This is a genomic window from Nitrospira calida (genome assembly GCF_976986435.1).
Map to the genome: position 1 here is coordinate 3,508,082 of NZ_OZ335950.1, position 13,048 is coordinate 3,521,129.

Sequence of the window (13,048 nt, forward strand, 5' to 3'; positions counted from 1 at the left end):
GCTGTTCGCGCTTCGCTAGTTCAGCGCGCAAAACATATGAAAATACTCGATGTCGCTAAGGGGGGCTTCGAGCGCCATTTTGATCAGCTCCCGGTCGTAGCCGATCGCTTCCAAGTCGGGCATGGCGCGATAGAGTTCGTCTTCCGTGAGGTAGGCCACGGTGTCGGGCACGCCGTCCTTCTTCAAAGAGAGCAGGATCCCCTGCAGAGTTTCTCGTTCCTCCGGCGGGGTTTCTTTGCGGATTGGGAACTCCAGCTTGCGCTCGTAGGGGCTGTGGACCGTCTCGTTGAGCGCGCGGATCGTCTTGATCACCAAGCGATCCCGCTCCCAGGGTTCCAGTTTCTGCCCGGCCGACGGATGGACAGCTAGCAGATCCATGAGCGTGATGACGTGGGTGTTCAGGCTGCGCCCGACGAATTCCCGCTGGGCTTCCACGACGACCGCTGGGATGCCGAGTTGTTTGGCCACCGCCGCAACCAGCGGGAAATTGATCATGAAGCTGTACTGGCCGCCGAACTGGCCGTAGCAGGGCTTGTCGGGATTGTTCAAGACCTTCAGCTCGGCTGCGCCCGCGTCGAAGCTGCTGAAGCCAACGGCGTCCGGCGTGAGAATCCGCTTGGCCTCCTTGAGCGTCGCGAACGCGCCGAGATTCACTGGCACGAGCACCTGCTCGTCGATCTGCTTGAGAAACTCGACGATGGTCTTGCGGTAGGGCGTGTCCTTCCACTCGACTTTGTGGTACTCCTTTTCCCAGACAAGGTCCTCGAAGAAGGGCGGGAAGCCCTTCAGCGTGTCGGCGTCCTTGGCCTCAAAGGCCCGTACGAATCCCGACCAGTCCGTGATCTGCGCGTGTTTCGTCTCGCTGAGGTTCGGGCGCAGGTGTTCCTCTTCGATCTCGCCGGCCTTCCTGACCATCAATTTGGTGGGCAGATCGTTCCACAGCTCGTTGCAGATGATCCGATCGACTGTGCCGTCTTTCACCGCGGCGAGGTTCGCGACATCGGCGCAGAGCGTCTCCACCCGCTCCCGATGCGGCGCCAGGTCGGGATGCGCCTTGGCCTGCTCCAAGGTCGCCGGATGCTTATCCACCAACACGTACCGGATCCGCGGATACACGCGCCCGTCTTTGTCGAGGCGCTGCAAGTGGGTCAAGAAACAGGCGGCCAGGTTGCCATTGCCGGGCCCCCATTCGTGGATGATCAGGGGGCGAGGCGGGCGGGACTCGCCCTGGGCCTCTGTCTCGCTTTTCTCTCCGGTCCCGCAAGTCGCGCCGAGCGTTTGCTCACGTTTCGTGACGCGCTCGTAGTAATCCTGCGCCAGCGCGTGCGCGAGGCGATAATCGGCGGAGGCGAAGGTCTGATAGTATTGGCGAAGCTGGTCGCCCCGGAGGCGATAGAAGAGCTCGTTGATATGGGCCTGCCAGTAGTCAACCGGCTTATAGTCGCCGATCGGCTGGGGCAGGGCCTCGAGGTCGTGCAGCATAGCTCATAGCCGATAGCGAATAGCTCTCATCCTCAGCTGCTCGCTACCCGGTATTCACCTTTCCCTGAAGCGGCAGCGGATTCTAGCAAATGGCTTCGCTGGGCCGCAACCGCGGGATCGCTCGCGGCCATCGGCTTTCCGCGATCAGCCTTCAGCGGAAGATTCCTGAGCACTCCTCATTCCTTCCACAGGGGGAAAAGGGAGGTGAGGGGGGAGCTGAAGACGGCTGGCTGAACGCTCAGAGCTGGCAGCGGGCGTAGGGGAGGGACGGACGAGGGCCTTGCTTGACAGCCGCGAGTGCCCGGGTGTACGAACATAAATTAATGATAAGCGGCAAACAGCGCACAGCAAGGGACATACTCGGATCGTGCATGGTCGTCGCACTGCTGGTGTGGTCGGCGGCGTGGGCGGAAGACCTGCCCTTGACGCGCAACGTGCCAATCGACCAGTTCCAAAACCGGCTGGAGGATGTCAAGCCCTACAACTTCGACGCCCCTCCGGAAGGCATGTTTCGCTCCATTGAAACGACGGAAGGGTTCGAGGAGGAACTGGGCTTTCGGCGACAGAACGAATATGTTCCGATTAATCCCACCACGGAATACCGGTCGGACTCCAAGCCGGTGTTCATCGTGTTTCGCCTGCACCAACACTACCAGTCCTTTCTGATCATCGGCGTCTGCTATCCGGAGGACGTCCCCGGACTCGATCCCAAGGTCGAGCTGACCCGCGACACGGTGTACATTGCCACCGAAGATGAGAGCGGCTACCTCAAGCTCTTCCCGCCCCAAGGCGGCTGGAAGCCGGGCCGGTATAAGGTGGAGATCCACGTGGGCGAGGAAGTCAGCCCCATCTCCCTGATGGGGACCATGCGGTTCACCGTCTCGCCCGCCGCCAGCGCGGCCACCCCGGCCGCAGGGCCAAACTGAGCTTGCAGCCAAGAAAAGAGCCAAGAAAAGGGGTCGGGAGTCTTTAATTTTTATATTGTGAAAAGACTCCCGACCCCTTTTCCCGCCTTCTTTTCTTGCCTTGACAGGCGGGGGCGGCTTTGCTATAGAGGTGTCCGTTCAGAATAGGCTGACGAGAAGACAACGAGGTCTTTTCTCGTTTGGCGGGGCAAGGACAAGGACGTCCTTTTGGTCATGACGGGCCGAAAGGGCGTTTTTTTGTGCCCGCGACGGCCCGCTCCGGAGGGCAACCCCATGCGATTCTCGACCGTCGCGGTGGTCTTGATAGGAGTAGGGCTGTCGGCAGGCTGCGCGGGGACTGTTCCCCCGGACACGTCGTTGCGAGAAGCACGGTACGAACGAGAGGCTGCTTCCGCCCGCTTGCTGAAGGCCCTCGCGCGCTACTGTTCGTTGACCGCTCGGTCGCTCGACGCCCAGCATCAGTGCATCGTCGAGCATCGTCTCCTTCCATTCCTTCCCGAGCCCGGTTTCCCGAGCGCGCACTCCACAACCTCCGCTGCTCCGTTGCAATTCGCCGATGGCACGCCTGCTTCGCTCGTCCACTGCCAGCGGGTTCGTTCGCAGACCACCTGCCGACGGGCCGATCGTCTCTCTACCCCGTCCGGAGGAGGGTAGCCGCCGCACCACGCCCGGTCAGTACTTCATGTTGTGCGGCAGTTGCCGCTGCGCGTCGCGCGCCAGTTCGTCCGCCTGTTGAGCTTCGGCTCTCAGTTGCTTCGCCAGCTCACGACTCTTGGCCACCGGCTCTGCATCCTGTCCCAATTCCCTGGCCTTAGCCATCGCTTCCAACTCATACCGTTGCGCCAGCGCGCTGAGTTCCGCCGCCTGCTGGCGGTATTGGAACATGGTGTCCCGGAGACAGGTATAGTTTGATCCGCATTTGGCCACGACAGGATCGGATGCGGTAGCGCACCCAGCCGCGACTACCGACATCGCCCACAGGGCCCCCAGTCCCACCGTTCTCACGCGTTTCATGGCCGCCCTCCTTTCGCGTCGGTCCTCGACGATCCTGTGTTCTCGTATCATTCTACACCTCGTTCGGCTTTTTTGCCGTCATCGCCCCGGCAGCCGCCGCAACCGTCCCACGGCGTCTTGCCTGTTTGGTTGACAGGTTCCTTGGCTTCAGTGTAGGAACTGTTCACAATACGGTTTTCCGGGCCGGGTGATGGGGTTCACCCTAACCGCCGCCTCCCCGGGAAAGGATGATGAGGCGGCTGATGACTCCTACTCGCCATGGCGGCGGTGGGAGTTTTTTGTTTCGGAGGTGAACGCCGACCGAGGGAGCATGCCGATCGGGGACTTCCTGCCTCAATATGTCCGCACGAACGTCGTCCGGGACATTGTCGCCCATCTCAGCCTGTTTCTCCGATTGGAGCGCAGGATGCTCGGGATCATCGCCTCCTATGCCGTGGCGATCGGCCTGTTCATGCTGGGCGTGCCGATCGCAGTCCAGGAATTGGTCAGCACGTTTTCCTTCGCTGTCGAACCGCGCATGATCCTGACGCTCGCCCTAGCGGTCGCCGGGACGTTGATGGGCGTCGCCGCCTTCCGCGTGCTGCAGGCCCGTGCGGTCGAAACGCTCAACCAGCGTCTCTATACTCGCGTCGCTGTCGCGTTCACCGAGGCCCTGCCCCGGCTGCGCGAAGACCATTTCCTGCCGCAACACGCCTACCGCTTCATGGAAGCCGACCTGTTGACCCGTGCCCTGGCGGCGATGACGGCGGATCTGTTCAATGTCGTCGTGGTTGGGTCGATCGGCATGACGATGCTGGTCTTCTATCATCCCTTTTTCGCCGCCTACAACCTGGCGCTGGTCGCCGGCTTCGTCTTCCTCGTCTCGCTGTTCGGCCGTGGCGGGTTCCTCATCACGCTGGACATGTCTCGTCTGCATTACGAGATTTTCCACTGGATGCAAAACATCGCGCTCAATCTCGCCCACCTGCGGGCCGCCGGCTCCAGTCCCTATTTGCTGCACAAAACCGACGCGCTGACCCGAGCGTACGTGAAAGTGCGGCAGCGCCGCTCGGATCTCCTCACTGGACGCCAATACAAAGCGGCGTCCCTGTGGCACGTGGCGGGCCACAGCGGCTTGATCGCTATGGCCGGCTTGTTGGTCGCCGAGGGTCAGCTCACTGTCGGGCAATTCGCCGCCGCCGAGGTGATCGTGGGCAATCTCCTGTTGAACTTGGACACGCTGGCCCGCCGTATCGCGGTGCTGTTCTTCGCCTTCGTGTCGTTCCGGGAAATGGCCGGATTCTTCGCGCTGCCGAAGGAGGTCCCGCTTCCCAAAGTTCACCTCCCGATCGCGCGGTTCGGCGAAGGGGTCACGGTGACGGGCAAGAATCTGGCCTTCGCCTATCCAGGCTCGGCTCCCCTGTTCAGTCATTTCAACCTTGAGGTCGCGCCCGGCGAAAAAGTGGCGGTCCTCTGCCGGAGCAGCACCGAGAAGACGGCGCTGGCCAAGGTGTTGGCCGGCCTCTATGCGCCGACCGCCGGGGTCGTCCGCTATAACGATATGAATCTCGTCGACCTCAGCATGGATTCGATCAGCTCGTGCCGGGGGCTGGTGCTGGATTCTCATCCCACGCTGCTGGACGGTACCCTGGAGGATAACATCGTCTTGGGCCGTCCGTCGATTTCCTTCGACGATATCCAGTGGGCCCTGCGCTTCGTGGAACTGGAAGAGGAGGTCGACGCGCTCCCGGACGGCTTGCGGACCATGGTCACGGGACACGGCAAGGATTTCACGCTGAGCCAGATCTTGCGGATCCTGGTCGCGCGAGCCATCGTCACGCGGCCGCGCCTGCTGATCTTCGACGGGACCCTGCACAGCATGATCCCGAGCCTGCGCGAGGTCCTGCTTCGCCGGCTGTGCTCGAAGGAGGAAGAGTGGTCGGTCATTTTCGTCTCCAACGACCCGAGCTTCACGAGTTATGTGGATCGGCATGTCTTGCTGCGCTGATCCGGCGCTGCCGCGGGCACGCGGGTGTTTCATGATCCCGCAGCGGAACTTTGGCGGCTGGGCCGGGATGCTCCGGACCGGCGTCGTCCTCGCGCTCGCCAGCTTCTGCGGCGTGCTGTCGCCGCCGTCCGCGACCGCCGGCGAGATGGAGCGGGACCCCGGAGGGTTTTACGGCATCCGCTGGGGCGCCAAGCTGGCTGATGTCCCGGAGCTCGTCCAGGTCGAGGCCGGAGACCGCCTTCAGACGTACGAATTCAAGCACGGTGCCCCGCTGTTGGGCGATGCCCGGCCCGACTCGGTCCGATTGATCGCTATCCACGGGCAATTCGCGCGCGCCACCGTCCGGTATCGTGGCGCGCAGACTCATGGGCAGATCCTGGCCTATCTGGAGCGAGAATTCGGCCGGGCTGACCGGACCCCCGGCTCGATGATCCGCGGGCTGAACCAGGAATTCAACTGGCGCGGCTCCGATACGGAGGTGAACCTGACCTACGAGGGCTTTGGCGAACGCGGCATCATCTTCATCGAAAGCCGCACCCTGGCGCCGCGGTTCAACGACGTGATCCCCGAGCACGGTTATTGATGGCGATTTCCCACGAGCCGCCCTCGGGAATCCGCGTTGGCTGCCGACCGGTTGACGGAGTTTCCGAACCGGGTGTATAAAAACTCAGTACTCTGTCATCAGGTGATGGAGTTCACCTGAAGCGCCGGGCTGGACGGCCCGGCTGATGACTCCTACCGGCGGTTTCCGCGGTAGGAGTTTTTTTATTTATGGCGCCTGCCTCCGCTCAACCCAAGGAATGGCTGATCGCTCGCCTCGCCGAATTCCACGGCGTGTTGGCGGAGATGGGCTCCGACTTCACCGGGCTCGCCGCGCGCGTCGCGGAATTGTCCGATCGTTACGACCAAGGCCGGTTCCGGCTCGCAGTCTTGGGACAATTCAAGCGCGGGAAGAGCAGCCTGCTGAACGCCTTGTTGGGCGAACCGCTCCTCCCCACCGGCGTCCTCCCCTTGACTGCCATCCCGACCCTCCTGCGCTATGGTCCGGAGCGCCGGGTCCGTGTGATCCGGCTGGATGGGCGGCAGGAGGAGCATGTCGGGACGGCGGACGCGTTGACGCAGGTCCTGACCCGCTTTGTCACCGAACGAGAAAACCCCGCCAATCGGCTCGGCGTCGCGCAGGTCGAAGTGGACCATCCCTCGGCGTTGCTCGCGAACGGGGTGGAGATCATCGACACCCCCGGCATCGGGTCCACCTTGCCGCACAACACCGAGATGGCGCGGCACGTCTTGCCGGTCTGCGACGGCGCGCTCTTTATTCTCTCGCCCGACCCGCCGATCACCGAGATCGAACTGCAATTCCTCCGGCTGGTCAAGGAGGCAGTCGCCCGGGTGGTCTTCGTCCTGACGAAAGCCGACCTCCTTCCGACCCCGGAGCGGGCCGAGGTGCTCGCCTTCCTCCAACGGGTGCTGCATGAGCAAGCGGGCTTCCGCGCCGAAGAGCGCATCTTCACGATTTCCGCGCGCCAGGCGCTGGAGGCGCGCGCCACCGCCTCGGCTCCTCTTCTCTCCGAAAGCGGGATCACGGCCTTGGAGACGTACCTGGCGGACTTTCTCGTCACCGACAAGCAGGCGGCGTTGCAAGAGGCCGTTCGAACGAAAGCGGCGCGGATGATCGGTGAGGCCCTGTTTGCCCTGGACCTGCAGCGCCGCGTGATCGATCTGCCTCGTGAAGATTTGGAGCGGCGCGCGGCGCGCTTCGACGCCCATCTCGAAACGATGGAGCGCGAACGGGTGTACTTCCATGATCGGCTGGCCGGAGACCGGCAACGGCTGTTGGCGGAGCTTGACCGGCTGGCGGACGCGCTCGTTGAGCCAGCGACCAAAGCCCTGTCGGCCTGTGCGGAGACCGTGCGCGGCGAAACCGGCGCCGGCATAGCCGGCGCGGAGCTGCCACGCCGGATCTCCACCTTGCTGGCCGAAGAAGTCGATCGGGTGTTCGGGCAGGCGGCACGCGAGCTGTCGGCCGCCGTCGCTTCCCGGTTCCATGCCGTTCAAGACCTCCACTGCCGGGAGCTCGAACATCTCATCGACCGCGTGCGGCGAACCGCGGCGGACTTGTTCGAGGTGCCCTGCCTGGACACCGCGGCGGTGGACCGCCTTGAAACCGTCCGCGAGCCCCGGGTGATCAGCCAACGCTGGGTGACCTCCTTTACCGAGGAAGCCGGGGTCTGGATCACTTGGCTTCTGCCGCGGCGCTTGCGGGCCAAGCGCTTCGACCGCCGCCTGCGCGAGACCATCGCGTATCTGGTCAGACGGAACGTCGAGGAGATCCGCTGGGCGACGCGCCAGAACCTGGAGGAGACCTTTCGCCAGTTCGAAGCGCGGATGGATGCGCAGCTCGACGCCGCGATCGGGCACATCCGCACGGCAGTGCGCGCCGCACTCGAACGTCAAGCCCGACGCGAGGCGGCCGGGCTTCCGGAGCTGGAGCGGCTGAAGGGTTTTCGGCCGCGGCTGACGCAGTTGCTGGCGGAGCTGTCGCCGCCTGGGAAGGCAACCTCGTACGGCAGCCCGTTGTAAGGCGTTCGAGCAGACGCGGCCGAGCGCGGCGTCGGCGATGCATGGTGAGCGACGATGGACGTTCGTGAAGCGGATCGTCATCCGGCCGATGATGAGGACATCGAGGCTCTCGTGCGCGGCCTCGACAACCTGCATTGGAATCTTCAGGTTCAGGCGGACATCCTGAGACTGGGCGAACGCGCCGTCCCGGCCTTGGCGCGCTTCCTGCTCGGGCCGCCCAGCCAATTCCCTCAAGGACGGGTGCTGGCGGCCGAGGCCCTCGGCCGGATCAAAGGAGAGTCAGCCTTCCACGCACTGTTGAACGCCCTCGATCCCCGGCGTCTCGTCGGACTCAGCCCGCTCCTGCGCCTTTCCGAGGAAGACGTGCAGAACGCCGTCGCCCGCCAACTGGCTCGGATCGGCGATCGGCGTGCGATCCCGGCGCTGCTGGACGCCTTGCGCAGCCAGCACCTGGTCAGCGCCGCCGAGGCGTTGGTCCGCTTCCATGAAACGGCGGCGTTGCCCTGGATGGTCGAGGGGCTCGAAGACGCCTTTAAGCGCGATCGTTTCGCGCAGGCTATCCTCGACATGGGCTGGGCCGCCATTCCGCCTCTCATTGCGACGTTGGCGCAGCGGCGGATGTATCGGGACGAAGAGCTGTTGCCGAGCATCGAGCGACGTGCGGAGGCGCTCCGTCTGCTCGGTCTCTTGTACGCCAAGGAAGCCGTGGCCCCGATGCGCGACGCCTTATGTGATCGCTCCGACAAGGTGCGGACGGAGGCCGCGCTCGCCTTGACGGTGGTGGAAGCAGGCGACGCGGTCTTGGAGGCGGTCCCGGCTCTCCTCGCCGGCTTGACCCACCCGGATTTTCTCCAGCGCGACCGCTGCGCCGAGGCGCTTGCCCGTATCGGGCCGCGCTGCGTTCCGCTGATCGAGCAGGCGCTCCTCCATGGAGTCGTATCCGTGGCCGGCGACACGGTTCCCTTGACCGTCAACGCGCGGTCGGCCGTGCTGGCGGTGCTCGAACGCCTGAAGGGACACGTCCCGTGCTGAACGACGCGCAACGGACGAGTCTGCGCATCGTGATGAGCCTGATTGAAGAGAAGATGCGCGACATCGAGGCCCGACTCGCCTCCCCGGAGGAACATGGCCTGATGTTCGACGTTTGCAACGACCTCGCTCCGGACGTGGAACAGGCGTTGCGACTCACGGTCGCAGAGGTCTATGCGCTGATTTCGACCCTCCGCGACCGGCTTGCGCTGCCTCGTGAAGTCAAACCGGTAAGTCGAGAAATCCTGAAGGGGCTTTCGCAACTCTGGGTGGTGTTGCAGGAATCCGACAGCCAACGGCTGCGGCGGTACGGGGACGTGGACCCGGCCCTTGGCGCCAGCCTTGATCCCGAAATCGAGGCGCTCGCCCGTCTGATGCTTGAGTTGGAACATCTTGCCATCGGAAACGTGCCTCCGGCGAAAAACGGACGGGATGACAAGGAAGATGCCGCGCCTTGTTCGAAGCGCGCCAACATCTCCGCCCAATCAACGTGACGGGTCAACCCTTCGAGGACCATACGGCTCTTGCATGTCCGCCTCAAACCGTGACGGTCCCGCTCGGCCGCCACGTCCGTCCCATCTTATCCTCGTCGCGGAACAGGCCATCAGGCGGTTTGATCCCGTTGGCGGGCATCTGCTGAAGCCATGGGCTTTGTCAGCATTTTATTTCCGGGACCGGATGACCCGAAGGCGCATGGGACGCCTGACGCGCCCGAGTTCTTCCATGACCTGAACCTCGACCAAGTTGTGAAGGCCATCACGGCCGGCCGGGAGGACTACGATCTCGCGCCGTTCTTCCAGCTTTCCTTGCACGATCTCGATACGATCGCCTATCGCCAGGAAGTCATGCGCGATCTCGAGGATCGGACTCTGCTGCATGCCATGACCACATTCGCTCAAGGCATGCGCGCGATGCGTCAGCATCTTCACCGGTCGAGGACGCTTGATTACAGGTATGAGCAGGAAGGGTGGTTTCTCGCCGCCGCCGCACTCTATTGCGACACGGTTGAACGCCTGTCGCAGGACCTCGCTGAGCTTCACCCGACATCCCGCGGCATGCGCGCCTTCGGGGAGTTTCTGGTGGCCTATGTCCGCTCCGCCATGTTCCGTACGCTCGCGGCCGAAGCCAGGCAACTGACGGCCGCGTTGGCCGCCATCCGATACACCCTGCTCCTGAGGGACAGCAGCATCACAGTTTGCCATTATGACGCGGAGATCGACTACCGCACCGCTGTCGAACGGACGTTCAACAAATTCCGGCGGGGCGCCGGGAAGGAGTACCGGGTTACCTTCCCGGAACGCGCAGGCATGAACCACGTCGAGGCCCAGATCCTGGATCGGGTAGCGCTGTTGCATCCGGCCACGTTCCGCGCCCTCGAAAGATTCTGCGCGGAACACGCCGAGTATCCGGACCAGACGATCATGACTTTCGACCGCGAGATCCAGTTCTACGTCGCCTATCTCGAGTATGTCGAGCAATTCCGGCGCGCCGGCCTGAGCTTCTGCTACCCGCAGCTTTCGGACAGTCGCAAGGAGATTCACGTTCGGCATGCCTTCGATCCGGCACTGGCCTATACGCTCATCCGGGAACACGCCGCCGTCGTGACCAATGATTTCTCCCTGCGCGGCCCGGAGCGGATCCTCGTCGTATCCGGCCCGAACCACGGCGGCAAGACGACGTTCGCCCGCATGTTTGGCCAGTTGCACTACCTGGCTAGCCTCGGTTGCCCGGTCCCGGGCATGGACGCGCGCCTGTTCCTGTTCGACCGCCTTTTCTGCCATTTCGACAAGGCAGAAGACATCACGAACCTCCGTGGCAAGCTGGAAGACGACTTGGTCCGGATTCGGCGGATTTTGGCTCAGGCCACGCCGAACAGCCTCATCGTCATGAACGAGATTTTCTCGTCCACCGGGCTCAAGGACGCGATCTATTTGAGCAAGAAGGTGTTGGCGAGGATCTCGTGGCTCGATCTGCTGTGCGTCTGCGTCACCTTTCTTGATGAACTGGCCTCGCTCAACGAGAAGACGGTCAGCATGGTCGCCCTGGTCGATCCGGTCAATCCGGCGGTTCGAACGTACAGGGTGGAGCGACGGCCGGCCGACGGGCTCGCCTACGCCCTCGCTATCGCGGAAAAATACCGCATGACCTACGACCGGCTGAAGGAGCGGCTGCGAGCATGAACGCGCGTCTCATGCACCGGCATCGGGATTTCGCCGCCGGCCGGGATCTGCAGGGCCACGAACGTCTCCTGCTCCAGGACCTGGAGCTGAACACGCTGTTTCGTACCATGGCAAACGGCGACGAGTTTCTTTTCGACGTGGCCCGGACAGTCCTTCTATCGGGCCTGGAGAACGATGTGGACACGGTTCTGTATCGGCAGGCCGTCTTGAAGGACAGCCTGAAACATCCGACAGTGGTCAGAACCTTGTACGACCTCGCGATGGAGGCGATCGATGCGAAGCGGAAACACTGGTTGGGCGTGTTCAGCCGGTATCCGAGCGCGATTCTGCACGGCTCGATCGAACTGCTGCAGCTGTTCCTCGGCGTCCTCAGGAAGCTCAGGGTCGTCGCCGAGCAACAGACGGGGCGCTTCGAGTCGGAGGGGTTCTCGGCCTTTTTCGCGATGCTGCAAACGGAGTTGAGCGACGACTATTTGGCCGAAATCGAGGAACATCTCCGGAACCTGAAGTTCCCGGAGGGCGTTCTGATGAGCGCCGAACTGGGTCGCGGCAATCAGGGCACGAACTACATCCTGCGCAAACCGCACCGTAGGAGACAGACTTGGTTGGCCCGACTCCTCGGGAAGGGGCCGCCCGCGTACACCTTTCGGATCGCCGATCGCGATGAAGCCGGCCACAGAGCCCTGTCGGAACTGCGGGACCGGGGCATCGACCCGGCCGCCAATGCGCTGGCTCAGTCCAGTGACCACATACTCGGGTTCTTCCAGACGCTCAGGGCGGAATTGGCTTTTTACCTCGGTTGCCTGAATCTGCACGATCGCCTCACGGCCAAGGGAGAGCCGCTGTGTTTTCCCAAGCCGGCGCCAGCAGGCACGCGCAGGTATCGCGTCAGCGGGTTGTACGACGTGTGCCTGGCGCTCCACATGGAGCGCCGCGTCGTGGGCAACACAGTCGACGCCGACGGCAAGAGCCTTGTGATCATCACCGGCGCCAACCAGGGTGGGAAATCGAGCTTCCTGCGCGGCATCGGTCTGGCGCAAGTGATGATGCAAGCCGGCATGTTCGTCCCGGCCGAGTCCTTCGACGCCGAACTATGCACGGGTCTCTTCTCCCATTACAAGCGAGAAGAAGACGCGACGATGAAGAAGGGGAAACTGGACGAGGAACTGGCGCGATTGAGCGAGATCGTCGACCGTCTCGCACCGAACTCGATGCTGCTCCTCAACGAATCGTTTGCGGCCACGAACGAACGAGAGGGGTCCGAAATCGCGAAGCAGGTGGTGCACGCTTTGCTGGAGCAGGGCGTCAAGATCTTCTATGTGACGCACCTGTACGAGTTCGCCCACGGTTTCTTCGAAAGGAAGACGCAAGACACCCTGTTTCTCCGCGCCGAGAGGCGAGCCGACGGAACGCGAACTTTCAGACTGGTCGAAGGCGAGCCGGAGGAGACCACTTATGGCGAAGACCTGTACCGGAAGATCTTCGGCGATGAACCGGATGCGACACCCGCGGTCGGAGTTTTTGCAGGTGATCGGCATCCGGCAGGATCCCCGCTCGGCCGACGAGACGGATGATGAGGATGCCGGCGGTCATGGCCGCCTTTGCTCGCCGTCGGTCGCGACGAAGGCGATGCGGTTCTCACTTCGTCGTCGCCTCTTGACACGACTGTTGTGAGTGGATTATGTAACATCCCAGACGTATTGGTGATGGAGTTCACCAAGAAGCGTCCCGCCGCAACGTCGTGGCTGCGGGGCTGATGACTCCTACCGGAGTGAATCTGGTAGGAGTTTTTTTTCGCGGCGCACGACCCATTCTCCTGCCAGCTAGGCTCCAACGACTTCTTCCCG

At 63.1% G+C, this 13,048-nt stretch carries 11 protein-coding genes and 3 riboswitches; of the genes, 9 read left to right on the forward strand and 2 right to left on the reverse strand.

The features are described from left to right. Positions 1–15: 15 nt before the first annotated feature. On the reverse strand, positions 16–1,482 hold the full coding sequence (locus tag ACWHTU_RS17095; protein WP_447860613.1) for an SAM-dependent methyltransferase: 1,467 nt from the start codon (positions 1,480–1,482) through the stop codon (positions 16–18). Positions 1,483–1,853: 371 nt separating this feature from the next. Between ACWHTU_RS17095 and ACWHTU_RS17100 the strand changes: the two genes are divergently transcribed. Further along, complete coding sequence (locus ACWHTU_RS17100) at positions 1,854–2,408, forward strand: hypothetical protein (RefSeq protein WP_447860614.1); 555 nt, start codon at positions 1,854–1,856, stop codon at positions 2,406–2,408. 273 nt (positions 2,409–2,681) lie between these two features. Then, positions 2,682–3,062 (forward strand): hypothetical protein, encoded by a 381-nt coding sequence (locus tag ACWHTU_RS17105; protein WP_447860615.1) that lies wholly within the window; start codon positions 2,682–2,684, stop codon positions 3,060–3,062. A gap of 18 nt (positions 3,063–3,080) precedes the next feature. Here the strand turns inward: ACWHTU_RS17105 and ACWHTU_RS17110 are convergent, their stop codons facing one another. Continuing rightward, the gene (locus ACWHTU_RS17110) at positions 3,081–3,422 is read right to left on the reverse strand and encodes a hypothetical protein (RefSeq protein WP_447860616.1); all 342 of its coding nucleotides are present in this window, start codon (positions 3,420–3,422) and stop codon (positions 3,081–3,083) included. A 177-nt stretch (positions 3,423–3,599) separates the two neighbouring features. Beyond that, positions 3,600–3,681: riboswitch (Fluoride riboswitch) on the forward strand. Positions 3,682–3,732: 51 nt separating this feature from the next. On the opposite strand from ACWHTU_RS17110, the gene ACWHTU_RS17115 reads away from it, so the two are divergent. The 7 genes from ACWHTU_RS17115 (at position 3,733) to ACWHTU_RS17145 (ending at position 12,775) form a co-directional block, all read left to right on the forward strand. Then, positions 3,733–5,409, forward strand: coding sequence for an ATP-binding cassette domain-containing protein (locus tag ACWHTU_RS17115; protein ID WP_447860617.1), 1,677 nt, complete (start codon positions 3,733–3,735; stop codon positions 5,407–5,409). A 31-nt stretch (positions 5,410–5,440) separates the two neighbouring features. Continuing rightward, a complete protein-coding gene (locus ACWHTU_RS17120) occupies positions 5,441–5,992 on the forward strand; it encodes a hypothetical protein (protein WP_447860618.1) in 552 nt (183 codons plus the stop codon). Between the two features lie 92 nt (positions 5,993–6,084). After that, a riboswitch (Fluoride riboswitch) is annotated at positions 6,085–6,154 on the forward strand. A gap of 26 nt (positions 6,155–6,180) precedes the next feature. Next, complete coding sequence (locus tag ACWHTU_RS17125; protein ID WP_447860620.1) at positions 6,181–7,992, forward strand: dynamin family protein; 1,812 nt, start codon at positions 6,181–6,183, stop codon at positions 7,990–7,992. A gap of 54 nt (positions 7,993–8,046) precedes the next feature. Then, positions 8,047–9,024 carry a HEAT repeat domain-containing protein gene (locus ACWHTU_RS17130; RefSeq protein WP_447860621.1) on the forward strand — a complete coding sequence of 326 codons (978 nt, stop codon included), beginning with the start codon at positions 8,047–8,049 and terminating at the stop codon, positions 9,022–9,024. Further along, complete coding sequence (locus ACWHTU_RS17135) at positions 9,018–9,515, forward strand: hypothetical protein (RefSeq protein WP_447860622.1); 498 nt, start codon at positions 9,018–9,020, stop codon at positions 9,513–9,515. Before ACWHTU_RS17130 ends, ACWHTU_RS17135 begins: the two co-directional genes overlap by 7 nt. Before the next feature lie 150 nt (positions 9,516–9,665). Further along, positions 9,666–11,201, forward strand: coding sequence for a MutS-related protein (locus tag ACWHTU_RS17140; RefSeq protein ID WP_447860623.1), 1,536 nt, complete (start codon positions 9,666–9,668; stop codon positions 11,199–11,201). Beyond that, positions 11,198–12,775 (forward strand): MutS-related protein, encoded by a 1,578-nt coding sequence (locus tag ACWHTU_RS17145; RefSeq protein ID WP_447860624.1) that lies wholly within the window; start codon positions 11,198–11,200, stop codon positions 12,773–12,775. Before ACWHTU_RS17140 ends, ACWHTU_RS17145 begins: the two co-directional genes overlap by 4 nt. 119 nt (positions 12,776–12,894) lie before the next feature. Next, positions 12,895–12,974: riboswitch (Fluoride riboswitch) on the forward strand. Positions 12,975–13,048 lie beyond the last annotated feature (74 nt).

Coding starts and splice junctions, on each gene's coding strand:
- ACWHTU_RS17095 (WP_447860613.1), bottom strand. CDS start 1,482: ATGCTGCACGACCTCGAGGCCCTGCCCCAGCCGATCGGCGACTATAAG.
- ACWHTU_RS17140 (WP_447860623.1), top strand. CDS start 9,666: ATGGGCTTTGTCAGCATTTTATTTCCGGGACCGGATGACCCGAAGGCG.
- ACWHTU_RS17130 (WP_447860621.1), top strand. CDS start 8,047: ATGGACGTTCGTGAAGCGGATCGTCATCCGGCCGATGATGAGGACATC.
- ACWHTU_RS17115 (WP_447860617.1), top strand. CDS start 3,733: ATGCCGATCGGGGACTTCCTGCCTCAATATGTCCGCACGAACGTCGTC.
- ACWHTU_RS17105 (WP_447860615.1), top strand. CDS start 2,682: ATGCGATTCTCGACCGTCGCGGTGGTCTTGATAGGAGTAGGGCTGTCG.
- ACWHTU_RS17110 (WP_447860616.1), bottom strand. CDS start 3,422: ATGAAACGCGTGAGAACGGTGGGACTGGGGGCCCTGTGGGCGATGTCG.
- ACWHTU_RS17145 (WP_447860624.1), top strand. CDS start 11,198: ATGAACGCGCGTCTCATGCACCGGCATCGGGATTTCGCCGCCGGCCGG.
- ACWHTU_RS17100 (WP_447860614.1), top strand. CDS start 1,854: ATGGTCGTCGCACTGCTGGTGTGGTCGGCGGCGTGGGCGGAAGACCTG.
- ACWHTU_RS17120 (WP_447860618.1), top strand. CDS start 5,441: ATGATCCCGCAGCGGAACTTTGGCGGCTGGGCCGGGATGCTCCGGACC.
- ACWHTU_RS17125 (WP_447860620.1), top strand. CDS start 6,181: ATGGCGCCTGCCTCCGCTCAACCCAAGGAATGGCTGATCGCTCGCCTC.